The following is a 24,158-nucleotide window of genomic DNA, read 5'->3' as shown; positions in this document are numbered from 1 at the left end:
CCCCCCCCATTTTTGCTTTTGTCAATGCTCTATATGAAAATTGATCGTATATTTTATAACATTCTATTTAACTACCATCTCTTTTATCTATAAAACAAACAAAATAGTATATCTAAAACTTAAAAGTTAGAAATTACGTGCTTCTTTCATGGTTTCTGCTTTTTTTACAGAAAATAAAAAACAAGATTTCGCAGCGATTAGTCACTTAATTTTAGACAAAAAAATAAGAGGTACAGCATGTTATGCTGTACCTCTTATTTAGGTTGCTTGACAAGTAGCCTAAAGAACTGAATCTCCACGATTCGATTCTTAAAAAGTTTATATTTCAATGTATCAATGTCTTAACTTAATGGCATTAATACTAGTCTAAGAAATCTTTCAATTGATTTGAACGACTTGGGTGACGTAACTTACGCAAAGCCTTAGCTTCAATCTGTCTGATACGTTCACGAGTTACTCCAAATACTTTACCAACTTCTTCTAAAGTACGAGTGCGTCCATCATCAAGACCAAAACGCAAACGTAAAACATTCTCTTCACGATCCGTTAAAGTATCAAGTACTTCTTCAAGTTGTTCTTTTAACAATTCATATGAAGCATGTTGTTCAGGACTAGTAGCATCCTTATCTTCGATAAAGTCTCCTAAGTGAGAATCATCCTCTTCACCAATTGGCGTTTCAAGAGAAACAGGTTCTTGAGCAATCTTCAAAATTTCACGAACCTTATCAGTTGGCATGTCCATTTCGGCACCAATTTCTTCTGGAGTTGGTTCTCTACCTAAATCTTGTAAAAGTTGTCTTTGAATTCTGATCAACTTATTGATTGTTTCAACCATATGAACTGGAATACGAATAGTTCTAGCTTGGTCAGCAATTGCACGAGTAATTGCTTGTCTAATCCACCAAGTTGCATAAGTTGAAAACTTGAAACCTAAACGATAATCAAATTTATCAACGGCTTTCATCAAGCCCATGTTACCTTCTTGGATCAAATCAAGGAATGACATCCCTCGACCAACATAACGTTTAGCAATAGAAACAACTAAACGTAAGTTAGCTTCAGCAAGTTCTTGCTTAGCTTCTTCATCACCAGCTTCAATACGTTTAGCTAAAGCAATTTCTTGATCCGCATTCAACAATGAAACACGTCCAATTTCTTTCAAGTACATCCGTACAGGATCATTCATTCTTACACTTGAAGGTGCAGACATATCTTTTAATTCAGCTTTTTCAATATCTTTTTGCTTCTTTAAAGCTAATTTTGAAGGTTCGCCGTTTTCATCAACAATACTAATCCCGTTATCTTCAAATTCCTGAACTAGTTGATCTACCGCTTTTCCTTGAAGATCATATGGCTTAATTAGTTGAGCAGTAAATTCTTTTTCAGTGATTTGCTTATCTTTTTTAACTTCCTTAACAACTTCCTTGACCTTTTTATCAAGTGTCATTGTTGGTTTGGTAGTCTTACTCTCTGCCATGTAAAAAAGCCCCCTTTAAAATTTCTTTCTTCTTAGCGCAATTACTTTTTGTGCTATTTCAAGCTCTAAACTATTATCTTGTTTTCTTTGCGCTTCCTTCAATTGATTGAGCAAGTCATTCAATTGTTCATTGATCTTACTTTTCTTCAATGCTCTTAATTGATCATCTAATTCACGCTTAGAATAATCAGGAGGCATTGAAATCATTTCCATACTAATAATTATACCTTGAAGTTCTTCAGGAATAAAATCAATAAAGCCCTTAACTTCTGCATTTTCATGAGTTTGATGATATTTCAACCAAAATTCTGCTAATTTTGCATAGCGTTCATCTGGAAATAAAAATTGCTGGCTTAATAAATAATCTCTGGCTTCATCACTATGAATAAAAAGGTATAGCAAGCGATCCAAAGCTGGATTCTTAGTTTCAATTTCTGTACCTGCTTCAGCTTCTTTAGCCTCTGGAATGTTACCAGGATTATCAAATGGAGCTGTTTGTTGGTAAGATTGCTGATGATTTCGAGCACGCTGCAGTTTACGTCTCTCACGAACAAAAGTAACCTTTAAAGATTCACGAGTAACTCCAGTTTGACGAGCTAGTTTATCAAGATATAGATCAGATGCTACTGGGTCATTTAAACCAGCAATCATCTGTACACTAGCCGTAATATAGGCTAACTTTTCTCGATCATTATGTAAATTATATTGATTTGCCAATCTTTCAAGCAGAAAATCCATAGAACTAAGTGCACCTGCAACTTCTGCACGATATTTTTCTGCCCCGTATTTCTTTACATATTCATCTGGATCAAGATTTTCAGGTAAAACAATTATACCTAAGTTAAATCCGTGTACTTGCCCAAATAACTTAGTTGCTCTTTCAGCAGCATGGATTCCAGGTGGATCTCCATCATAGTTGACTAAAATATTAGGAGTAATCCGTCTTAACATATACACTTGTTCAGTAGTCAAACTGGTCCCCATCGAGGCTACTCCAGACTGAATACCCGCCTTATAAGCAGCAATTACATCCATGTATCCTTCGTAAAGAATTAAATGTTTCTCACTTCTTGCTGCTTTTTTTGCTTCAGCAAAATGAAACAGTAATTTAGACTTATTGAAAATCTTAGTTTCTGGACTATTCATATATTTAGCAATTGTTTTATCATTACTAATTCGTCGCCCAGAAAATCCTACTGTATAGCCTGATTCATCCCCTAAAGGAAACATTAATCGATCACGAAAACGATCAAATAATTGTCCATCTTGTGATTCTACAAATAAACCACTTTCTCGCAGTTCATCATCTGTATAACCTTCTTGCCGAAGATAAGTTAACAAAATTGTATCGTTATCAGGCGCATACCCCACCTTAAAATGCTCTAATAGGTCATTAGTTAATTCACGTTTTTGAGCATATTCCAGTGCTCTTTCACCAACTTTAGTTGTTAGCAAAATATGCTGGTAAAATTCTGTTGCCTGCCGATACATCTTTTTCAGCGGACTTATTGGCTTTACCGCTTCACCATAGCCATCTGGCATATGAAGGTGGGCCAATTCAGCAACTTTTCTTACACTTTCAGGAAAAGTCAGATGATCCTGATACATTAAGAATTTAAATACGTTTCCGCCTTTACCACATCCAAAGCATTTAAAAAACTGTTTTCCTTCATTGACAGTAAAAGAAGGTGTTTTTTCTTGATGGAAGGGGCAAAGTCCTAAATAATCTTTACCTTTTTTTTCTAAAGAGACATATTGACTTATTACATCCACAATATCGATAGAGTTTCTAACTTCATCGATAAATTGTTCAGGAATACGTCCTGCCATCAATGGATCATCCCAATCAATTATTATTTAATTACTAATTTACTTAAGTCACCCATTCGATCAGCTAAGTTATTAACCTTTAATAATTGAGCTAAACGATTATTCTTTACCTTTTCATCTTTATCAAGAATCATATTACTTTCAAAGTAATTATTAATTACCGGTTGTAACTCTACAAAGCCTTTATAAAGATCGGAAATACTCAAATCAGTATTTTCCTCTAATGCATTTACACCAGCATATAATTCTTCTTCACTAACATCTTGGAAAAGACTTTCATCAATGTCGTTAGCATTTCTATATTTTGCTTTCTTCAAAATATTAGTAATTCTAGTCAAACTTTCAACTACTGGCTTGAAGTCAGCATCATCATGATGCATTTGCAAGGTCTTAGCAGCAGCCAAAATTTGAATTGGATCTTGTTGACTAGATGCAAGAACAGCGTCAATTACATCATAGTCATACTTTTCAACTTGTAATTGTTGCTTTACACGATCACGAATAAAGTCGGAAATTTCATTTTCAGCTTCAGCACCCTTAGGTAACTTAGCTGCGGTCTTACCTGACAGTAATTGAATCAACTCTGGTAAAACATCTTTAATAGGAAGTGACCAACCTTCGTTCAATAAAATTCTTACAATTCCGTATGCGTTTCTTCTTAATGCATATGGGTCATTAGATGAAGATGGAATCATACCTGCACCGAAGAAGGAAATGATTGTATCAAGTTTATCTGCAATTGAAAGTAAAGAACCTACAGTAGTAGTTGGTAATTCACCTTCAGCACTAGTTGGCATATAACTTTCTTTAATTGCTACACTAACATTTTCATTTTCACCAATTAAGCGTGCATAGTGCATTCCCATAACACCTTGTAATTCAGCAAATTCACCGACCATTGAAGTAACAAGGTCAAATTTGTAGATCTCACTAACCCGGTCAAAGTCCTTCATTTCAGTATCTGAAACCTTAAACTTCTTACCAAGGTAATCACCAATAATTTGAACACGTGCCATATGTTCAGCTACTGAACCAATCTTATCATGGAAAGATACATTCTTAAGCTTATCAACGAAGTGAGCTAATGGGTACTTCTTATCTTCATCATAGAAGAATTGAGCATCATCTAAACGAGCAACAAGAACTTTTTCATTACCAGCGATGACATTGTCTAAGTACTCACTATTTCCATTTCTAACTGAAATGAAGTGATTAATTAATTTGCCGTTTTCATCATAGACTTCAAAATATCTTTGATTATCTTTCATTGAAGTAATTAATACTTCATCAGGAATGTTCAAGTATTTTTCATCAAAAGAACCAGCAAATACAGTTGGATATTCAACCAAATTAGTAACTTCTTCAAGTAAGCCCTTATCAATATTCACTTTCCAGTTATGTTGAGCAACGAGCTCTTGGATTTGGTTAAGAATCATACCCTTGCGTTCATCAGCATTAGCAATTACGTATTGGCTCTTTAAGGCTTCCTCATAATCATCAGCGTTAGCTAATACAACACTGTCACCTAAGAAACGATGACCTTGAGTTTTACGACCAGCTACTACATCTAGTAACTTAACTGGCACTACTTCACTACCAACTAAAGAAACCATCCAATGAATTGGACGAACAAATTCGAAGTCGTAGCTACCCCAGCGCATCTTAGTTGGGAAAGTCATTGCTTTAACAATATCGCTCATTCCCATTAAGATATCAGAAGCTTTTTTACCTTCTTTTTGAACATGAACATAGGCATATTCAGTGCCCTTAAGCTCTTCAAAATAAATATCATCAGTAGTCATCCCTTGACCACGGGCAAATCCTTGAGCAGCTTTTGTCCAATTGCCATCTTTATCTTGAGCAATCTTCTTAGCTGGGCCTTTTTTCACTTCATCAATATCTTCTTGTTTTTCAGCTAAATCTTGAACTAAAATCGTTAAACGACGTGGAGTTGAATAAGTCTTAATATCTTTAAAGGACAAACCATTTTCCTTTAAATACTTTTTAGTACGATCAACTAATTGCTTAACACTTTTAGAAACAACGTGAGCTGGCATTTCTTCAGTGCCAATTTCAAATAAATAATCTTTAGTCATTGTTTTGCCCCGCTTTCTTAGTTTCTTCTTGGTGCTTTAATAATGGGAAGCCACGTTTTTCACGTTCTTCAACAAATCCCTTAGCAGCAAGATGAGCTAAGTTTCTAATTCTTGATAAGTAACCCGCTCTTTCAGTAACTGAAACTGCACCGCGTGCATCCAGCAAGTTAAAGGTATGACTACATTTTAAGATGTAATCATAAGCTGGATGAATTAGATTTTGACTCAACAAACGCTTAGCAGTAGCTTCGTAAATATCAAAGAACTTAAGTAATTGTTCTTGATCACTTTCTTCAAAAGCATACTTAGAATGTTCATATTCTGGTTGCTTGAAGATATCACGATACTTAACTCCATCGCCCCATTCAAGATCAAAGACTGAGTTTACATCTTGAATATAAGAAGCAAGACGTTCTACACCATAAGTAATTTCACTCATAGTTGGTTTAACATCAAGTTCTCCAACTACTTGGAAGTAAGTAAATTGAGAAACTTCCATTCCATCAAGCCATACTTCCCAACCAACACCGGCACAACCCATAGATGGGTTTGCCCAGTTATCTTCAACAAATCGAATATCATGTTCAAGAGGTTCAATACCTAATACTCTTAAACTATCTAAATAGTATTGTTGAATGTCCTTTGGTGCAGGCTTAATAACTACTTGGAATTGGTGGTGCTGGTATAAACGATTAGGGTTATCACCATATCGACCATCGGCAGGTCTTCTTGAAGGTTCGACATAACAAGCTGCCCAAGGTTCTGGTCCAACAGCACGTAAAAATGTATATGGACTCATTGTCCCGGCACCTTTTTGTTCATCATATGAAGGCATAATCATACAACCTTTAGAGGCCCAGAACTGTTCCAACTTAAAAATCATATCCTGGATATTCAGTTTTTCTGACATCTATATCTCTCCTCACAACATAGGCATAAAAAAAGCCTATGCAAAAATTGCATAGGGACGATTTACTTCGCGGTTCCACCCTAATTCAGGAAAATATTCTTCCTGCCCTTAATTAACAACTTTGACTAAAAGGTGCCTTTTCCCAAATGCACTTCCACCATTCTGCACTCGCTGTATTGGTACTTTTCTATTCCTTTATAGTTGTCAAAATACGTATCTATTTTATCATCTTTTATAAAAAAAGACTAGTAAGAAAACCTCACTAGTCTTTAAACGAATATAAAAAAGTCAACAGCTAAAAAAGCGCCAATTCATCAAGAAATTTTTTAGTTTTTAAATTAAGATCCAGATAGTTAACGTACATCTGATCGATCACCTTGCCAGAGTCCTTTTTTAATTGCGGATTAATTTTTATTCTCCCTAAACGATCAATATCAACCAAAGCTAGAGTACGAATCAAGGCTACTACTTTAGGATCTAGATGCATCCTTTGACTGACACTATTAAAGTGATCACTACAAATAATTCCACCTAATTCCAGCGAGTAGTCAAACACGCCTTGTACTTTACCACAAATTAAACAACGATCTAATTGTGGCGCTACTCCATATGCATTAAGCAACTTCAATTGCACCATCTGGGTAATAATTGCCGCATCTTCTCCAGAATTTATCTTCAGCAACGCTTTCATAATCAAATCATAAAAACTTCCAATATCTTTATACTCAACAAAAGCATGGTCAAGCAAGTCTAAAACATAACTCGAATACGCATTCTTAGTTAAATCTAAATATAACTGGTCCAGCTGCTTTACATCCTTGAAAGTCCGCAGCGTACTGATTCCCTTCCAATTTGTATTTACAATATACTTTCCATAAGAGAAGTTAAGGGTTGCAGCTCCTAATCTGGACTTTGGTCTCAGTGCTCCTCTTACATCTATTGTAAAAATACCATGATCTTTAGTCATGATCTTGGTTAGAACATCAGCTTCTTTATATTTTTTTCTTTTAAAAATTAATCCTTGAACTTCACAAAGTTCACGTGCCATCTATCTTAATTCCTTAGCGTTGTAGCCAATAGATTTAAGAAAGGCAGGATCAGAACGCCAATTCTTTTGAACCTTAACCCATAGGCGCAAATTAACCTTTTCACCTAATAAAGCTTCAATTTCCTGACGTGCAGCAATTCCAATCTGCTTCAACATTTGACCTTTCTTGCCGATAATAATGCCCTTTTGACCGGGACGCTCAACATAAATTGTAGCCTCAACTTGAAGCTTACCACCTTCATGATCCCGCATTCGGTCAACTACCACGGCCGTTGCATGCGGAACTTCTTCATGAGTGAGCTTCAAAACCTGCTCGCGAATTAATTCAGCTACAATAAAATATTCTGGACGGTCAGTCAATTGGTCTGCATCATAAAATTGCGGACCTTCTGGCAAATATTTAGCAATTGTTTTAATCAACTCGGAAACATTATTTCCTTGTGAAGCAGAAATTGGAACAATTTCAGCAAAATCGCCTAGATTCTTATATGAATCTATAATAGATAATAACTCATCTGGGTGGACTTTATCAATCTTATTTATCACTAAAAATACAGGCTTTTTAATTTTTTTAAGAAGTTCAGCAATATATTGGTCTCCCTTACCCGCTGGTTCAGGTTCAACCATAAATAAAACTACATCCACTTCATCTAAAGCAGAGTAACTTGACTTATCCATAAAATCATCTAATTTATTTTTTGGCTTATGAATCCCAGGAGTATCAATAAAAACTATTTGCTCCTGATCATCAGTATAAATACCTGAAATTTTATTTCTGGTGGTTTGTGGTTGTGGTGACATAATTGCCACTTTTTGACCTACTAAATAATTCAAGAGAGTCGATTTACCCACATTAGGTCGACCAATTAAAGCCACAAAACCTGATTTAAAGTCTTTTTTTTCATCCATCATTGTTACATCCTTTTTATTTAAGTTTTAGTGAATTTGCTTTCCATGATTTTCTTGATCAGGATGGAGCGGAAGTCCATATTCACGTAAAACTTTACCTTGGATACCAAACATAACCTTAGCTTCATCATCTTCAATATGATCATAACCATTCAAATGAAGGTATCCATGAACTAGTGTATATCCAAACTCCCGATTAAATCCAGTTTCATACTCTACACTATGTCTTTTAATGACTTCAGGGCAAAGAAATAAATCCCCAATATCTTCTACAAAATCAGGGTCATCACTAAAAGCACTCATAACCCCTTCATCTAATCCATCTTCAATCGCAAAAGAAATTACATCAGTTGGACGATCTTTTTTGCGATACTTTTTATTAATTTCATGGATTTTTTCGGAAGAAACAAAGTTAATACTCATTTCTTGAGCATTCTCTTTATGAATTTCTTTTTTTGCTGATAATAACAGGTTGCTAATCCATGGAATCCAATCTTTATCGCTATCTTTTAAGAAATTAACTTCATCATTAAAAGAAATGTCTAAATTATTCACTAATGTCCCTCTTCTTCATATGCTCTAACAATTTTGGCCACAACGGGATGACGAACTACATCATTAAAAGTAAAGTTAATGAATTTTACTTGCTCAATATTATTTAAAATATGTTCAGCTTGTAATAATCCACTCTTTGCTTTTCCTGGTAAGTCAATTTGAGTTTGGTCTCCATTGACAACCATTTTAGAATTAAAACCTAATCTTGTTAAAAACATCTTCATTTGTGCTTGTGTTGTATTTTGTGCTTCGTCTAGAATTACAAACGCATCATCCAAAGTTCTACCGCGCATATATGCTAGGGGAGCTACTTCAATCACTCCACGTTCCATTAAACGATTGGTTGGTTCTACTCCTAGAATTGCATAAAGAGAATCATAAATTGGACGTAAATATGGATCAACTTTTTCTTTCAAGTCTCCTGGAAGAAAACCTAACGATTCACCCGCTTCAACTGCTGGTCTAGTTAAGATAATTCGTGACACTTCTCCCTTTTTAAAGGCAGCAATAGCCATAACTACCGCTAGGAAAGTCTTTCCTGTACCAGCTGGTCCAATCCCAAAAACAACATCGTATTTTTGGATTGCTTCAATATAGCGTTTTTGTCCCATATTTTTAACACGAACAGGGCGTCCTTTAGCATCCCTAATAAGGATTTTATTATACAACTCTCCAAAGAACTCTAAGGTTCCTTTATCTGCCATTTTCATTGCACTTACAACATCAGTTGCGGTAATAGTAACTCCACGGGTAACAACCTTATCTAAAGCAGTAAAAATTTGCATAATTTTCTTAACAAGGCTTTCTTCCCCGGTTACTTCAATTTCGCTCCCAGTATCAGTCACTTGCACATCATAAGATTCTTCAATTAAACGCAAATTTGCATCGTTAATTCCAACTAAATTCATAATTGTTTCTGGTTTAGTTGGTGTAAATGTTGCTTCTATAGTTTGTCCCACTTAAAATTTATCCTCCGTTAAATAAAAGCTATCAGTTAAGCTTTTTACCAACAATTGAAGAAGCTGCTTTACCATCAGCTCTACCCTTAATTTTTGGCATTAAAGCTTGCATAACTTTACCAAAGTCTTTCTTAGAACCTGCTCCAATTTCTTTGATGGTTTCTTCAACAGTTTGTTCAAGTTCTTCCTCAGACATTTGTTTTGGCATATATTTTTCGATTAATTCCATTTCTTTTTTAGTTTGATCAATCAAATCGTCTCTGCCTGCTTTTGTAAATTCTTCCAATGATTCTTTACGTTGCTTAAGAGCACTCGACAAAACTGTTAATTCATCATCATTAGTTAAATCATGTCCTACTTTAATTTTATAATTCATCGTAGCAGCCTTAAGAGAACGGATGGTAGTTAATGCTTCCTTATCCTTAGCCTTCATAGCTGTTTTCATATCTTGCATTAAAGTATCATTTAATGACATCTATTTTTTCTCCTCTTTAATCAAAACTTACATAATCTATTTTAAACTTTTTATACAAAAAAAGCTCTTGATAGATTGAATTTCTACCAGGAGCTTTCTTTATATTAATAATGTCTACGCTTACGAGCAGCTTCGGATTTTAACTTTCTCTTAACGCTTGGTTTTTCGTAGAATTCACGCTTGCGGTATTCTTGCAAGGTACCACTTCTAGAAACGGAACGTTTGAAACGACGAAGAGCATCATCAATAGACTCGTTTTCGTGAACGATTGTCTTAGCCATGTGAGATCCCTCCTTCCATTTCTTGGCACACAAATATGTGCCACAACAATATAGTTAAATTATAGCTAAACGAGAAAAATCGGTCAATAGTCGATTAACATTTTTCTTACTTATTTTGGTATAATTTAGATAAATAATGAGGTGAAGATATATGACTGAAGAAAAGAAAAATCAAAAAATTGTTAACCTAATTATTATCTCTGACTCTGTAGGTGATACAGCTTTCAACATGGTTCAAGCTGGGGCAGTTCAATATCCTGATGTTAAATTTAACTATCGTCGCTATCCTTTTATTACTAATCGTGAGAAGTTAGAAAAAGTATTTAGTGAAATTACTGAATTTGAAAATGTATTAATTGCCTTCACACTAATTCATGAAGATGAGCAATTAGCTGTCATTAAATTTGCGCGTGAACACAATATGAAATATGTAGATTTACTTTCTGGAGTAATTGAAAATATTCATGCCCTAACTGGTGAAGAACCTAAACATGAAATTGGGGCTGTACACCACATGGGACAAAATTACTTTGATAGAATTTCTGCAATGGAATTTGCCGTAATGTATGATGATGGTAAGGATCCTAAAGGATTCTTAGAAGCCGATGTTGTTTTACTCGGAGTTTCAAGAACTTCTAAGACTCCTCTTTCATTATTCCTAGCAAATAAGAACTTAAAGGTTGCTAACCTACCTCTTGTTCCTCAAACTCATATTCCAGATGAAATTTACAAAGTAGATCCTAAAAAGATTATTGGTTTGACTAACGACCCATCTGTCTTAAATGAAATCAGACGTCAAAGAATGATTGCTTATGGTTTAAATCCTGATACTACTTACTCTAATATGGATTCGATCAATGCAGAACTTGACGCAGCTAACAAGCTTTATAAAAAACTTGGTTGTTATGTAATTAATGTTGCTCATCGGTCAATCGAAGAAACTGCGGCTTTAATTATGGAACACTTAGGCATCGATGACTATGCTAAATAGACCGAAATAATCAGAAAAAATATTGATATAAAGCTAAAGTTACAATCTATTTTGAAATGGATTGTAACTTTTTTACGTCGAAATTGCGTCAAGTCTCCATTATAAAAAGGCATAATCTACAAAACAAAATTATGTAGATTATGCCTTTTCGTTTATTAGACTGGTTTCTGCTCCTTAAAGCGACCATATACTTTATCAACTTCACTTACACTCATAAATGCATAAGGATCAGACTGAATAACAATATTATAAATATCAAACATATCATAGCGGTCAATAATCGTCATTAAAACAGTTTTTTCTGTATGACTATAGGCCCCTTCAACATCATGAAAAATAGTAATACCACGGTGCATCTTACGCTGAATACCCTCAATAATATGTTTAGGATGTTCAGTGACAATAAAAACTTGCATCTTCTGATGTTGAGTATAAACAGCATCAATTACTCTACCGTTAACAAAAATGTTCAAAGCAGTATACAAAGCTCGTGTCCAACCAAACACGAAACCAGCACAGATAACAATAATCAAATTAAAGAAAATATTAATTTGACCAAAACTTTTGCCAGTTTTCTTTCTTAAGATAATACCTAAAACATCTAGTCCGCCTGTCGAAATTCCTGACTTTAATGCAATTCCAGTTCCAACACCATTAATTACACCACCAAATAAAGCGCAGATGATTGGATCATAGGTAATTTTAATTGGTGCAATTGCTCGCATCATGATGGACCCAAGTAAAACAGCAATAATTGTAAAAATTGTAAAGCGATGCCCTATTTTACACCATCCCAAAATAAAAAGTGGAATGTTCAAAACAAAGTACATCACTGATGTCGACAAAGTAAATGGCATGAATCGTTCAGACACTGATTGAATAATCTGAGCAAAACCGGTAATGCCTGAAGCGTAAATTTTACCTGGCCCCCAGAAGAAATTGAGGGCTACCGCAACCGCTAAAGCATAAAGGAATGCAGCAGATAATTTTGAAATTAGATAGTGTCTACGAGACAGCTTTTCTAATTGACTCATCTTGATTTTCCTTTTTGTATCAAATAATCTTTTGCATTATCTATTCTAACAATCATTACTAAAAAAGAAAGCAAATTCTTCGCTTTATCTATTTATTATTTTTCCAATGTCTCTCTATAAATTGTGCTCTTCCACCTGCTTCTTCCATTTGATAACGAAGAGGATTCTTTTTATAAAAATCTTGATGATATTCTTCCGCTGGATAAAAAGAGTGCGCTGGTTCAATTTTGGTTACAATTGGTTGATCAAACTTATGTGATTGTTCTAATTGCTTTTTAGATTCTTCTGCAATTTTCTTCTGCTTAGGAGAATTATAAAAAATAATCGGTTGGTACTGATCACCACGATCTTGGAATTGTCCCATTGCATCTGTTGGATCAGTTACTTGCCAATAAATATCAACAAGTTTTTTATATGAAATAATTTTAGGATCAAAGGTAATCTTTACAGCTTCAACATGCCCCGTTGCACCTGTACAAACTTCTTCATAACTTGGATTCTTGACATGACCACCGGTGTAACCAGATACCACACTAATAATTCCAGGATATGTGTCGAACGGTTGCACCATGCACCAGAAACATCCGCCAGCAAAGATAGCTGTGTCATACTGCGATTCTTTAGTGTTATCAAGGGGTTTAGCTACTTTCATTTTATTAGCACTTCTTTCTAAATTTTAATAATTCTGGATTATTTCCACTATTTTTTCACTATCAAGAAAAACACATTCTGCTTAACTTATACTTTATCAAAAAATAGTGAACCAGTTTTCTACTAATTCACTATTTAGCTTAAAATCTTTATCTTTACTTACTATTTTTGATTTTCAGTAATTCATTTTCAATTGCAGGTACCCAACTTAGCTTATAGCCCGCACGCGTTGGATGAATTGGGTCAAGCATATAAAGTTCTCTGTCTTTATCATCATAATCAAAAGAATCTTCATCCCATAAATCAAGAAAATCAAAGTTCCACTTGTTTTGTAGTTCTTTAACTCTTTCAACCATTTGACCATAGAACTCCGAATCAAATTTGGGATTACTAAAAATCAAAATAGGACAATTCCAATTCTTCTTTACATAATTTAAAATATATTCAATTGCGCCGGTTACAGTTTGAGTATCATAATCTGTATCTTTAACAATTTCACCTAAATTTTCCTGTCCTTTAGTAGCATCATTCGTTGATAATTGTAAAACAAAAGCAGTCAATTCCTCTAATACTGGTAGTCTTCCTAAACGTCCAACATACGAATTACGATCATTATCAACTAATGTCGTTCCAGAAACAGCATCTTTAAAGGCACAAATATTGTCCTTCTTACTTAGATAATCAACAAATGATTCTCCTAAGGAACCTGCTCCATACGTTACTGAGCTACCCAAAAACGCAATCTGGTTATTAATTAAGTCACTAGGTTCCATTTGAGTTTCAGCAACACTATACTTTTTAGCATTTCCTTTTGCTTTAATAGCTCTAATTAAAAAATCTGGATTCATCTTACCAAATTTTAATAATTTCGGAATATGTTCTTCGGGTACATCTAAATTATAAAGTTCTTCTTCAAAATTCATTCTTATCGTCCTTTGAATAATTTTTGATATTCTCCATAACCTTCCTTCTCTAGCTTATCATAAGGAACGAACTTTAACGCAGCAGAATTTATACAATATCTTAATCCACCTTTATCTTTTGGACCATCTGTAAATACATGTCCAAGATGCGAATCAGCCACTGGACTTTTTACTTCTGTTCGCTCCATTCCGTGGGACTGATCTCGATGATACACTAATTTTTCAATTGGCTTAGTAAAACTAGGCCAGCCACAACCTGCATCATACTTATCTTCACTAGAAAAAAGCGGTTCACCAGATACTACATCAACATAAATTCCTTTTTTATTAAACTTATCATACTTTCCAGTAAAAGGATATTCTGTCGCAGCATGCTGCGTAACTTCATATTGTTCAGAATTTAATTTCTTAAGTGCTTCTTCTTTATTAAACATTTTCTCACCTTCCGTGTTAAAGATATCAAATTTTAGTAGAAAAATGTTGTTTCATAATTTTCCTTTCTATACAATAATTTATAATATTAGTGGAGGGATTTATATTATGCTAAAATTGGCAAACGACTTATCACTTACAAAAAACACACGATTAAATTCATTAGGACCTTCTAAAATTAGAGCCTTTGATGCAAAAGCTTCTAAAATTCCCGGAATTATTAAATTAACTATTGGTGAACCTGATCTAAATACACCCGATCATGTTAAAGAAGCTGCTATTGCTGATATCAAAGCGAATGATTCTCACTACGCTCCACAGGCTGGTAAACCAGAATTATTAGAAGCTATCAGTAAGTATTTAAAAAGAAGCATTGGTGTTGATTACGATTCAAAAAGTGAAATTTGTGTAACTGTCGGCGCTACTGGTGCTTTAAACGATGTCTTCATGTCTATTTTAAATCCAGGAGACAAAATTTTAGTTCCTACTCCAGTTTGGGCTCTTTATTTTCAATTAATCAAATTAACAGGTGCTATACCAGTTCAAATTGATACTTCAAAAGATGGCTTTATTCTTACACCAGAACATCTTGAAAGTGTTTTACAAAATGAAGGTAAAGGCGCCAAGGCAATTGTCTTGACTGATCCATCAAATCCTACTGGTCGAGTATATCCAGAAACAACTTTAAAAGCACTTGCAGAAGTTATTACTAAGTATCACCTATTTTCTGTAACTGATGAAATTTATGGAGAATTAGTTTACGGCAATAACGTTCATCATTCTCTATCTCAATATATCCCTGAACGAAATATTTTGATTTCAGGTCTTTCAAAAGCTTACGCAATGACAGGATGGAGATTAGGCTATATTGCTGCTCCAGCCGATATTATGAAAACAATTCAAAAAGTTAATGCCTTTTTGGTTACTTCAGTCACTGATAATGTGCAAGCAGCAGCAATTGAAGCCTTAAATAATGGTCAAGCTGATCCGTTTGAATCTAGAAAAATTTACGAAGATCGACTCAAATTTATGAAGGCTGGACTAGAAAAATTGGGCTTTGAAATGTCTACTCCACAAGGCGCATTTTATATTTTCGCTAAGATTCCTGATACCTTTGGTACTGATGATGAAGCATTTGCAAATGAACTAGCTACAAAAGCAAAAGTCGGCGTAACTCCTGGACGCTACTTTGGTAAAGGTGGTCAAGGATATGTAAGAATGTCTTATGCCTCTTCAACTGAGCAATTACAAGAGGCATTAAAACGAATTGCAAAATTTGTTGAAAATATTTAATTAAATAAAATCATGTACATAAAAAAGTCATTCTAAAGACTAATTTCTAGAATGGCTTTTTTAACTACATTTAACCAACAAAAAGAGTGAAGTCTATTCCATGAATGGACTTCACTCTTTTTAATTCTAAATTATTATTTATTCATCCCAAGTTGAATTTTTATCGGCATCTTCTTGAGCTTCCTTTTCAAGACGTGCTTCAATTTCTTTAACGCTGTCTTCATACTTATCTTCTACTTTGATGCCAATATCATCTAATTGTTGATCAGCAACTGGAGCTGGAGCATGCATCATTGGTTCAGAAGCAGAGGCATTCTTTGGAAAGGCAGTTACGTCACGAATATTATCTTTTTGTGCTAGCATCATAGCAAATCTGTCTAATCCAATAGCAAGACCTGCATGTGGTGGAAATCCCATATCTAAAGCATCAAGTAAGTAACCGAATTGTTCATAAGCACGTTTCTTAGTAAAACCAAGTGCCTTGAACATTTTTTCTTGAATTGAACGTTTATGGATACGGATTGATCCACCACCCATTTCATCACCATTCATAACAATGTCGTATGAACGCGCATGAGCCTTGTGTGGATCTGTATCAAGTAACTTAATACCTTCATCATCTGGCATTGTAAATGGGTGGTGAGCAGCAATCCAGCGACCTAGACCTTCATCATATTCAAATAATGGCCAGTCAACAACCCATACAAAGTCATAAACATTTTCTGGAATAATACCAGTTTCTTTAGCGAATTCACGACGTAAGTGATCAAGTGAATCAGTTACAACCTTCCACTTATCAGCAACAAATACTACTAATTCGCCACCTTCAAGTTCGAATTCCTTCTTCAGGGCTTCTTTGTTTTCATCAGTTAAGAAACGAGAAACTGGTCCTGAAAATTCACCATCTTCGTATTTAACCCAAGCTAAACCTTTAGCGTGATAACGTTTAATGTAGTCTTGTTTTTCTTCAATCTTCTTACGTGAATATTGCTTAGCACCATTCTTAACAGCAATTCCTTTAACATAACCACCGTCAGCTATTGCACCTGAGAAGACCTTAAACTCACTATCCTTAAAGATTGGACTTAAGTCATGAATAAACATTTCGTAACGAGTATCTGGCTTATCAGAACCGTACTTGTTCATTGCTTCATCCCAAGTAATACGCTTAATTGGAGTCTTCAAATCAATGCCCATTACATCCTTCATGATTTTTTTCAAAAGACCTTCAGTATAGTCTTGAACTTGTTTTTCATCAGTAAATGAAGTCTCCATATCGATTTGAGTAAATTCAGGTTGACGATCACCACGCAAATCTTCATCACGGAAACAACGTGCTAATTGGTAGTACTTATCAAAACCTGCGCCCATTAATAATTGTTTAAATAATTGTGGTGATTGAGGAAGTGCATAAAAACTACCCGGATAAATTCTTGATGGAACTAAGTAGTCACGAGCACCTTCTGGAGAAGACTTACCTAAAATTGGAGTTTCAATATCAATAAATCCATTTTCGTCAAAGTATTCATGAGTAGCCTTTAAGATCTTTGAGCGAAGCATAATTGCCTTTTGTAAAGTTGGGCGACGTAGATCAAGGTAACGATACTTTAATCTAGTTTGTTCAGCTGCTTTAATATCATCTTTAATTTCAAAAGGTGGAACCTTAGACTTATTCAAGATATCAATTTCAGTTGCATCAACTTCAACTTCACCAGTCTTCATATCTGGATTTACACTCGAACGCTTAACAACTTTTCCCTTAACTTCAATTACATCTTCATTGTTAAGAGAATCAGCAATGTCCATTAATTCTTTACCGGAATCTTTATTAACAACAACTTGAACAATACCTTCACGATCACGAAGATCAATAAATACTAAATTACCTAAATTACGAACACGTTGTACCCAACCATAAAGAGTTACTTCTTGTCCTTCATATTTGCTAGTAATATTACCAGCATAGTCTGTTCTTTTTTCCATATTCATCATAATTTTTAATCCTCTATCTTTTTCATTACAGATTTCATATCATTTAAGTCTTCTAAACTTAAGTCTAGAGTCTTTCCATCAGCTAAACGCTTAATATTAAGAACACCATTTTCAAGTTCTTTAGCACCCAATGTAATTACAAATTTTGCATGAACACGATCAGCTTTTCTAAATTGTTGCTTTAATTTCTTTTGATCAACATCGTATTGTGCCTTAAATCCTTGTTTGCGAAGAGAACGAGCAATCTCAACAGTCTTCATTTCAGTACCAGCACCAATATTAGTAATAAAGAAATCAATTCCTTCATCTTCAAATAATGCAGGATTTTGTTCTTTAAGAACAAGCATCAATCTTTCTTCACCAATACCAAAACCAACTGCTGGCGTTTCTGGACCATCAAATTCTTCAACTAGATGGTTATAACGTCCACCACCTAAAATTGTAGTTGCTGATTCCCATAAGTTCTTATCTTCAACTTCAAATTCAAAGATTACCCCAGTGTAGTAATCAAGACCACGAACTAAATCATCATCCAAAACATAATTAATGCCTAATTGTTCAAGCATATCAGTAATAGTTTCAAAATTCTTCTTAGAATCTTCATCTAAGTAGTCAACAATTCTTGGCGCATCAGGTAAAAATTGTTTATCTTCTTCAGCCTTTGAATCAAGAATACGAAGTGGATTCATTGATAAGCGTCTTTGTGAATCTTCTGAAAGTTGATCTTTAAGCGGAGTAAAGTAATTTACTAAGGCATCATGATAATCTTTTCTAACTTGTTCATTACCTAAAGTATTGATGTGTAATTCATAGTTCTTAACACCAAGTTCAGCAAGTAAGTCATGTCCCATCATAATGGTTTCAACGTCAGATAGTGGACTATTTGAGCCAAAGCTTTCAACACCAATCTGGTGAAATTCACGTTGACGGCCTGCTTGGGGTCTTTCATATCTGAAGGTGTTATCGATATAGTAAACATTAAATGGCTTTACTACATCTGGACCATATAATTTATTTTCAACGTATGCTCTAACTACGCCAGCTGTTCCTTCAGGACGAAGTGCAATATGACGACCACCCTTATCGTTAAAATCATACATTTCTTTTTCTACAACATCTGAACTTTCACCAGACGAGCGAGAAAAGACCTCGTAATTTTCAAAACTTGGTGTACGAATTTCGCGATAATTTGCACTCTTAAAGAAATCTCTTGCGATTTTTTCTACTTTTTCCCATGAACCAGAATCTGCTGGCAAAATATCGACTGTACCTTTTGGTCTTTGAACTTTCATTTAATCATCCTTTAATATATTAATAAAAAAAGCGCCCTTGAACTAAATCAAGGGCGCAATAAATTAGCACGGTACCACCTTTTGGTTGCTGCGATTAACGCTCGCGAAACGATCTATTATCTGCTAAAGGTGTCACAGATCGCAATCTATCCGCTCTCTCACCCAACAAGCGGTCTCTGTGATAGATCATGCTAATCTACATTCTTTGTCATCGATAATTCCTTCTTAGCTTATATTTTTAAGACTAGAAAGTCAACCTCTGTAAGCTCTTTCTTGAATATTTTAAATGTCTAAAACAATTGTAAATGGCCCATCATTTTCTAAGCTTACTTGCATGTCCGCTCCAAATTCACCAGTTTCAACGTGAAAGCCTTTATTTTCTAATTCATGATTAAAGTCTTCCCAAAGTTCCTTTGACTTAGGTGGACGCATTGCATCTACAAAACTTGGTCGATTTCCTTTTTTAGTATTAGCTAGCAAAGTAAACTGACTAACACTTAAAATTTCTCCGTTTACGTCTTTTAAAGATAAATTAGTTTTTCCCTCTTCATCTTCAAAAATACGCATTTTTGAAATTTTATCAGCAGCCTTTTCTACTTGTTCTAATTCGTCACCCTCGCGCAAGCCTACTAATAAAAGAAAACCACGTTCAATCTTACCTACAACTTTATTATCAATAGCAACTTGAGCTTTATTCACTCTTTGAATAACAACACGCATTAATTAATTGACCTCTTTGCTTCATAAACATTTGGCACATCCCTCATTCGGGTCAGGATATCTTCTAAATGCGCAGCATCCCTAACTGATACAGTTGCATAGATATGTGCCATATTATTACTGTCAACCTTTCCAGAAATATTAACAATATTCTTGGTCTTAGAATTTAATGCATTAATTACATCACTTAAAAGACGTGAACGATTAAAGCCATAAATTTCAATATCAGCATTATAGTTTTCTTTATTCTTATCTTTAGCAATGTTTTCCCAAGCAACATCAATCAATCGGCCCTGCTTTTTAGCTTCTTCGGTTATATTTGGACAATCTGCCCGGTGAATAGTTACGCCACGTCCTTTAGTTACATAACCAATAATTGGATCACCAGGAACAGGATTACAACATTTAGCTAAATGCAGCATTAAATCCGATACACCCTGGACCATAACACCATTATTATGCTTAACGCGCATAATGTCTGCTGGAGCATCTGAATCGTTGTCTTCTTCTGTACTTTGCTGACCAGCGTTCATAATTTTTTCTTCAAGTTGACGCTGCTTTTCATCTTCAGCTTTTTTACGTAAATCTTCAGTCAAACGATTTGCGACTGTTGCCGCAGAAACTTCACCATACCCAACTGCAGCAAACAACTCTTCATCGTTGTGATAGTTGAAATGATCAATAACCCGCTGAACATCAGCTTTAGTCATAAACTCTTTAGGAACTAAATCACGATTTGACAATTCCTGTTCAATCATGCTTTGGCCCTTTTCAATATTTTCTTCTTTATCTTCTGCCTTGAAGAAACGTTTAATTTTATTCCGTGCACGTGAAGTTTTTACTAAGTTAACCCAATCACGAGATGGTCGAGCTGAAGCTTGAGTCAACATCTCAACAATATCCCCAGTTTTCAACTTGTAGTCTAACGGTACTATTTTACCGTTAATTCTAGCTCCAACTGAATGTGCTCCTACTTCAGAGTGGATCATATAAGCGAAATCTAATGGACCAGATCCTTTAGGTAACTCATAAACGTCGCCCTTAGGAGTAAAAACATATACACGATCTGAGAAAATATCAGTTTTCACACTCTTCATAAACTCATGAGAGTCTTTGGTTTCATTTTGAAGTTCAAGGATTTCTTGGAACATGTTGAGCTTCTTATTTGCATCAGTTTGCTCAACTTCACCCTTTACACCTTCTTTATAAGCCCAGTGTGCGGCAACACCATACTCAGCTACTTGGTGCATAGCTTCAGTTCTAATCTGAATTTCTAAAGGCTTGCCGCCAGGACCAATAATGGTTGTATGAAGTGACTGGTAGCCGTTTACTTTTGGAACTGCAATATAATCTTTAAAACGACCTGGCATTGGCTTCCACTTAGTATGAACTGCACCTAAAACAGCATAACAATCTCTTACTGACTTAACAATTACACGAACAGCTAACAAGTCATAGATTTCACTAAAATCTTTGTGCTTATTAACCATTTTTTTATAAATCGAGTAAATATGCTTAGGACGACCGTAAATTTCATACTTGATACCTAAACTATCTAAAGTTTGCTTTAAGGTTGAAATTGCATCTGCAATGTATCCTTCACGCTCGCTACGCTTAGACTGCATTAAATTCACAATTCGGTAGTATTGTTGTGGGTTAAGATAGTGCAAACTCATATCTTCAAGTTCCCACTTAATAGTTCCAATACCTAAACGGTCAGCAAGCGGAGCATAGATGTCTAAAGTTTCATCAGCAATTCTTCTTTGCTTGTCAGGACGCAAATGATCCAAAGTATGCATATTGTGCAAACGATCAGCTAACTTGACCATGATTACACGCAAATCTTTAGCCATCGCGATTAGCATCTTTCGATGATTATCAGCTAGATATTCTTCATGACTTTTAGATTTATACTGAATCTTACTTAATTTAGTTACACCGTCAACAATAAAAGCAACATCTTTGCCGAACTTTTCTTTAATATCATCATTTGTTACTGGTGTATCTTCAACTGTATCATGTAAGTAGCCTGCCGCAACCGTATCAGGATCTAAACGCAAAGTTGCTAAAGTTCCTGCAACTTGAGTAGGGTGAATAATATAAGGCTGACCAGACACTCTAAATTGACCTGCATGAGCTTTTTTAGCAAATTCATATGCTGATTCAACAAAAGCTAAGTGCTCATCATTCATGTACTTCTTACATTCAGCAAGAACCTCTTCATGAGTCATTTCACGATATTTTGACATAAAGTATCACCTATTCTTTATTTCTTTTCTTTGTAAAAATCATCATGCCATAAACCAAATAATTCAAAACTTAAATATACTAAACATAATAAGAAATTGTATTTAGCAAAATGAATTAAGACTGCAATAGCAAAAACAATTGGGAAAAGTAATAACCACCAGTAGCTTAACTTGCGAACTTGCATGATACGACCAATTTGATAACTTAAATAAGTATTAAAAATAAAGAAAACTAATCCAATTCGCCAAACACGACTCAAGTGAACTAGTGGACATATAATCCAAACAATTACTCCTAATAACGTTAACCAAATAAGGGGCATAAATGATTTTTCATTTATTTTACTCCACCATGGCTTAAAATTAAAATTTTTCTTTTCTTCACTTTTTTTCTTCATTTTTTGCTTACCTTTTCATTCAATAAATTATTTTTAATCTGGCTTTCTAGCAATTAATAAACCAATCCAGCGTCCTTCTTGCATTTTCATTTTAATCTCAAAGTTATTTTCTGCAAGAGCTTTTTCAATTTTTGGAAGCTGCAAATAATCAATTCCTGAAAAAATCACTTTACCATTTTCACTTAAATGACTATCCAAATCTGGAATTAATTCTAGTAAAATATCGGCTAAAATATTTGCCACAATTAAATCATATTTTTCATCGATATCTTTTAATAAATTAGCTTTTCGGACATCGATATTGTCGATATTATTTAACGCAATATTTTCTTTAGCGGCAGTAACGGCTTCATCTGAAATATCCGTTCCTAAAACATGACTTGCGCCTAATTTACTTGCAGCAATTGCTAAGATTCCTGAACCAGTTCCTACATCTAAAACAGACATTGGTTTTACTAAAGCACGTTCCATGGCTAATAATACTAACTGAGTTGTAGTATGCTCACCAGTTCCAAAAGCTAGGCCAGGATCTAACCGAATCAATTGTTGATCAGAAAATGCTGGTTGATAATCTTCCCACTTCGGAACAATAGCCAAATGACGAGAAAAATCAATAACATGATAATACTTTTGCCAAGCTGTATTCCAATCTTCATCAGCTACTTCTTTAGTACTGATTGAGACCTCTCCAGCACTTAGTCCATAGCCTTTCATTTCGTTTATCTTATCAGTAATTTTTTGAACTAATTCTTTTTTATCAGCATCTTCATAATTAAAATATGCTGTTAACTCTAAATCCCTAGGCAGGTTTTCAATGTCGTCTAGTTCAACTAAACTGCTGTCATGCTTTTCACCTTCGGCAACAAAATCATTTCGCTTGCGACTTTCAATACCTTGGGCATTCAGTTCATCTTGCATGAAAAAACTTAATCCATCTTCAAGTTCATGGCTACATTCAATTTTTATTGCTAATAATTTCACTAATCTTGTCCCCTTTTGACATGTTAAATTCTCACGTTTATGATATTAAAAGGTGAGAAAAATGTCGAAAAAAAATAAAAAGAAAAAACTTAATAAGACGTTGATCGAAAAAATGCTCGATCAACAAAAAATTCCATATAAACAATTACAATTCGCTACAATTCAAAAAGGCGATGTTAAACAAATGGATACTTCTATTTTAGACGATGAAGAGGCTTTGGTCTATAAAACCTTGGTATGTGAGGGAAATAAAAATAGCCCAATTGTTGGCGTTGTTCCTGTTACCGAACATTTAAGCATGAAGAAATTGGCTAAGGCTTCTGGAAACAAAAAATGTGAACTTCTTCCCCTCAAGAAATTAGTCGCAACAACTGGCTATGTTCATGGTGCAAACACACCAATTGGTATTTATCAAAAACATCATTTTCCAATTTATTTAGACAGCAGCATGAAAGACCATAACCAAATCGCTGTTTCAAGTGGTGAAATTGGTAGAAGTATCATGATCAATCCTGATGATTTACAAAAAGTTACTGAAGCGACTTTTGTAGATTTATTAGAATAATAAATCCAATTAAAAAGCTTCTCATAGACTAGAACTATTAATGGCTGTTTGTCAAATCCTGTTGATGAATAGTTTTGAAAAAGAATCAAGCAACTAA

23 protein-coding genes are annotated in these 24,158 nt (G+C 34.6%); 3 read left to right on the top strand and 20 right to left on the bottom strand.

From position 1 onward, the window contains the following. Positions 1–361: 361 nt before the first annotated feature. The 10 genes from rpoD to rpsU all read right to left on the bottom strand — a co-directional run bounded on the left by rpoD (position 362) and on the right by rpsU (position 10,540). A complete protein-coding gene (gene rpoD / locus FD18_RS06340) occupies positions 362–1,477 on the bottom strand; it encodes an RNA polymerase sigma factor RpoD (protein ID WP_057719111.1) in 1,116 nt (371 codons plus the stop codon). Between the two features lie 15 nt (positions 1,478–1,492). Continuing rightward, positions 1,493–3,307 carry a DNA primase gene (dnaG, locus tag FD18_RS06335; RefSeq protein WP_057719110.1) on the bottom strand — a complete coding sequence of 605 codons (1,815 nt, stop codon included), beginning with the start codon at positions 3,305–3,307 and terminating at the stop codon, positions 1,493–1,495. Positions 3,308–3,330: 23 nt separating this feature from the next. Further along, complete coding sequence (gene glyS, locus FD18_RS06330; RefSeq protein WP_057719109.1) at positions 3,331–5,403, bottom strand: glycine--tRNA ligase subunit beta; 2,073 nt, start codon at positions 5,401–5,403, stop codon at positions 3,331–3,333. Then, the gene (glyQ, locus tag FD18_RS06325; RefSeq protein ID WP_004895097.1) at positions 5,396–6,313 is read right to left on the bottom strand and encodes a glycine--tRNA ligase subunit alpha; all 918 of its coding nucleotides are present in this window, start codon (positions 6,311–6,313) and stop codon (positions 5,396–5,398) included. Before glyQ ends, glyS begins: the two co-directional genes overlap by 8 nt. Before the next feature lie 295 nt (positions 6,314–6,608). Beyond that, positions 6,609–7,361 (bottom strand): DNA repair protein RecO, encoded by a 753-nt coding sequence (gene recO, locus FD18_RS06320; protein WP_057719108.1) that lies wholly within the window; start codon positions 7,359–7,361, stop codon positions 6,609–6,611. Beyond that, complete coding sequence (gene era / locus FD18_RS06315; RefSeq protein WP_004897196.1) at positions 7,362–8,273, bottom strand: GTPase Era; 912 nt, start codon at positions 8,271–8,273, stop codon at positions 7,362–7,364. A gap of 24 nt (positions 8,274–8,297) precedes the next feature. Further along, a complete protein-coding gene (gene ybeY, locus FD18_RS06310) occupies positions 8,298–8,825 on the bottom strand; it encodes an rRNA maturation RNase YbeY (protein ID WP_057719107.1) in 528 nt (175 codons plus the stop codon). After that, positions 8,825–9,733: a PhoH family protein gene (locus FD18_RS06305; protein ID WP_371118286.1), complete on the bottom strand. Its 909-nt coding sequence runs from the start codon at positions 9,731–9,733 to the stop codon at positions 8,825–8,827. Before FD18_RS06305 ends, ybeY begins: the two co-directional genes overlap by 1 nt. Before the next feature lie 82 nt (positions 9,734–9,815). Further along, positions 9,816–10,259 carry a GatB/YqeY domain-containing protein gene (locus FD18_RS06300; RefSeq protein WP_057719105.1) on the bottom strand — a complete coding sequence of 148 codons (444 nt, stop codon included), beginning with the start codon at positions 10,257–10,259 and terminating at the stop codon, positions 9,816–9,818. 104 nt (positions 10,260–10,363) lie between these two features. Beyond that, entirely contained in the window at positions 10,364–10,540 is a 177-nt protein-coding gene (gene rpsU / locus FD18_RS06295) for a 30S ribosomal protein S21 (protein ID WP_003647180.1), read from the bottom strand. Between the two features lie 151 nt (positions 10,541–10,691). Here rpsU and FD18_RS06290 point away from each other — a divergent pair, with 151 nt between their 5' ends. Beyond that, entirely contained in the window at positions 10,692–11,531 is an 840-nt protein-coding gene (locus FD18_RS06290) for a pyruvate, water dikinase regulatory protein (protein WP_057719104.1), read from the top strand. 155 nt (positions 11,532–11,686) lie between these two features. Here FD18_RS06290 and FD18_RS06285 read toward each other — a convergent pair whose 3' ends face one another. The 4 genes from FD18_RS06285 to msrB all read right to left on the bottom strand — a co-directional run bounded on the left by FD18_RS06285 (position 11,687) and on the right by msrB (position 14,573). Beyond that, complete coding sequence (locus tag FD18_RS06285) at positions 11,687–12,565, bottom strand: YitT family protein (RefSeq protein ID WP_057719103.1); 879 nt, start codon at positions 12,563–12,565, stop codon at positions 11,687–11,689. A gap of 88 nt (positions 12,566–12,653) precedes the next feature. Then, positions 12,654–13,217: a peptide-methionine (S)-S-oxide reductase MsrA gene (gene msrA / locus FD18_RS06280; RefSeq protein WP_057719102.1), complete on the bottom strand. Its 564-nt coding sequence runs from the start codon at positions 13,215–13,217 to the stop codon at positions 12,654–12,656. A gap of 154 nt (positions 13,218–13,371) precedes the next feature. Further along, entirely contained in the window at positions 13,372–14,139 is a 768-nt protein-coding gene (locus tag FD18_RS06275; protein ID WP_057719101.1) for an SGNH/GDSL hydrolase family protein, read from the bottom strand. 2 nt (positions 14,140–14,141) lie between these two features. Beyond that, positions 14,142–14,573 (bottom strand): peptide-methionine (R)-S-oxide reductase MsrB, encoded by a 432-nt coding sequence (gene msrB / locus FD18_RS06270; protein WP_057719100.1) that lies wholly within the window; start codon positions 14,571–14,573, stop codon positions 14,142–14,144. A 106-nt stretch (positions 14,574–14,679) separates the two neighbouring features. Here msrB and FD18_RS06265 point away from each other — a divergent pair, with 106 nt between their 5' ends. Further along, on the top strand, positions 14,680–15,864 hold the full coding sequence (locus FD18_RS06265) for an aminotransferase class I/II-fold pyridoxal phosphate-dependent enzyme (protein ID WP_057719099.1): 1,185 nt from the start codon (positions 14,680–14,682) through the stop codon (positions 15,862–15,864). 138 nt (positions 15,865–16,002) lie between these two features. On the opposite strand, the gene aspS is transcribed toward FD18_RS06265, so the two are convergent. From aspS to prmA, 6 genes are all read right to left on the bottom strand, one after another. Further along, positions 16,003–17,856, bottom strand: coding sequence for an aspartate--tRNA ligase (gene aspS / locus FD18_RS06260; protein ID WP_057719098.1), 1,854 nt, complete (start codon positions 17,854–17,856; stop codon positions 16,003–16,005). Between the two features lie 5 nt (positions 17,857–17,861). Further along, positions 17,862–19,148: a histidine--tRNA ligase gene (gene hisS, locus FD18_RS06255; protein ID WP_057719097.1), complete on the bottom strand. Its 1,287-nt coding sequence runs from the start codon at positions 19,146–19,148 to the stop codon at positions 17,862–17,864. A 282-nt stretch (positions 19,149–19,430) separates the two neighbouring features. Further along, entirely contained in the window at positions 19,431–19,868 is a 438-nt protein-coding gene (dtd, locus tag FD18_RS06250; RefSeq protein ID WP_057719096.1) for a D-aminoacyl-tRNA deacylase, read from the bottom strand. Then, positions 19,868–22,117, bottom strand: a complete 2,250-nt coding sequence (locus FD18_RS06245) for a RelA/SpoT family protein (RefSeq protein WP_057719095.1) — start codon at positions 22,115–22,117, stop codon at positions 19,868–19,870. Before FD18_RS06245 ends, dtd begins: the two co-directional genes overlap by 1 nt. A gap of 17 nt (positions 22,118–22,134) precedes the next feature. Next, entirely contained in the window at positions 22,135–22,515 is a 381-nt protein-coding gene (locus FD18_RS06240; RefSeq protein WP_057719094.1) for a hypothetical protein, read from the bottom strand. Positions 22,516–22,548: 33 nt separating this feature from the next. Next, positions 22,549–23,496, bottom strand: coding sequence for a 50S ribosomal protein L11 methyltransferase (gene prmA / locus FD18_RS06235; protein ID WP_057719093.1), 948 nt, complete (start codon positions 23,494–23,496; stop codon positions 22,549–22,551). A gap of 61 nt (positions 23,497–23,557) precedes the next feature. Between prmA and ybaK the strand changes: the two genes are divergently transcribed. Next, complete coding sequence (ybaK, locus tag FD18_RS06230) at positions 23,558–24,061, top strand: Cys-tRNA(Pro) deacylase (RefSeq protein WP_057719092.1); 504 nt, start codon at positions 23,558–23,560, stop codon at positions 24,059–24,061. Positions 24,062–24,158: the final 97 nt, after the last annotated feature.

The sequence above is a fragment of the Lactobacillus taiwanensis DSM 21401 genome (assembly GCF_001436695.1).
GTDB classification, from domain to species: Bacteria; Bacillota; Bacilli; order Lactobacillales; family Lactobacillaceae; genus Lactobacillus; species Lactobacillus taiwanensis.
Note: the sequence above shows the minus strand (reverse complement) of the source record. Positions and strands in the feature narration are given on the sequence as shown.

Bases quoted from the DNA above. Each gene is read 5' to 3' on its own strand.
- hisS (WP_057719097.1), bottom strand. From the start codon at position 19,148: ATGAAAGTTCAAAGACCAAAAGGTACAGTCGATATTTTGCCAGCAGAT.
- FD18_RS06290 (WP_057719104.1), top strand. From the start codon at position 10,692: ATGACTGAAGAAAAGAAAAATCAAAAAATTGTTAACCTAATTATTATC.
- FD18_RS06245 (WP_057719095.1), bottom strand. From the start codon at position 22,117: ATGTCAAAATATCGTGAAATGACTCATGAAGAGGTTCTTGCTGAATGT.
- recO (WP_057719108.1), bottom strand. From the start codon at position 7,361: ATGGCACGTGAACTTTGTGAAGTTCAAGGATTAATTTTTAAAAGAAAA.
- FD18_RS06285 (WP_057719103.1), bottom strand. From the start codon at position 12,565: ATGAGTCAATTAGAAAAGCTGTCTCGTAGACACTATCTAATTTCAAAA.
- msrB (WP_057719100.1), bottom strand. From the start codon at position 14,573: ATGTTTAATAAAGAAGAAGCACTTAAGAAATTAAATTCTGAACAATAT.
- dnaG (WP_057719110.1), bottom strand. From the start codon at position 3,307: ATGGCAGGACGTATTCCTGAACAATTTATCGATGAAGTTAGAAACTCT.
- era (WP_004897196.1), bottom strand. From the start codon at position 8,273: ATGATGGATGAAAAAAAAGACTTTAAATCAGGTTTTGTGGCTTTAATT.
- dtd (WP_057719096.1), bottom strand. From the start codon at position 19,868: ATGCGTGTTGTTATTCAAAGAGTGAATAAAGCTCAAGTTGCTATTGAT.
- glyS (WP_057719109.1), bottom strand. From the start codon at position 5,403: ATGACTAAAGATTATTTATTTGAAATTGGCACTGAAGAAATGCCAGCT.
- rpoD (WP_057719111.1), bottom strand. From the start codon at position 1,477: ATGGCAGAGAGTAAGACTACCAAACCAACAATGACACTTGATAAAAAG.
- aspS (WP_057719098.1), bottom strand. From the start codon at position 17,856: ATGATGAATATGGAAAAAAGAACAGACTATGCTGGTAATATTACTAGC.
- rpsU (WP_003647180.1), bottom strand. From the start codon at position 10,540: ATGGCTAAGACAATCGTTCACGAAAACGAGTCTATTGATGATGCTCTT.
- FD18_RS06265 (WP_057719099.1), top strand. From the start codon at position 14,680: ATGCTAAAATTGGCAAACGACTTATCACTTACAAAAAACACACGATTA.
- glyQ (WP_004895097.1), bottom strand. From the start codon at position 6,313: ATGTCAGAAAAACTGAATATCCAGGATATGATTTTTAAGTTGGAACAG.
- msrA (WP_057719102.1), bottom strand. From the start codon at position 13,217: ATGAAAGTAGCTAAACCCCTTGATAACACTAAAGAATCGCAGTATGAC.
- FD18_RS06240 (WP_057719094.1), bottom strand. From the start codon at position 22,515: ATGAAGAAAAAAAGTGAAGAAAAGAAAAATTTTAATTTTAAGCCATGG.
- FD18_RS06300 (WP_057719105.1), bottom strand. From the start codon at position 10,259: ATGTCATTAAATGATACTTTAATGCAAGATATGAAAACAGCTATGAAG.
- FD18_RS06275 (WP_057719101.1), bottom strand. From the start codon at position 14,139: ATGAATTTTGAAGAAGAACTTTATAATTTAGATGTACCCGAAGAACAT.
- ybaK (WP_057719092.1), top strand. From the start codon at position 23,558: ATGTCGAAAAAAAATAAAAAGAAAAAACTTAATAAGACGTTGATCGAA.
- FD18_RS06305 (WP_371118286.1), bottom strand. From the start codon at position 9,733: ATGAATTTAGTTGGAATTAACGATGCAAATTTGCGTTTAATTGAAGAA.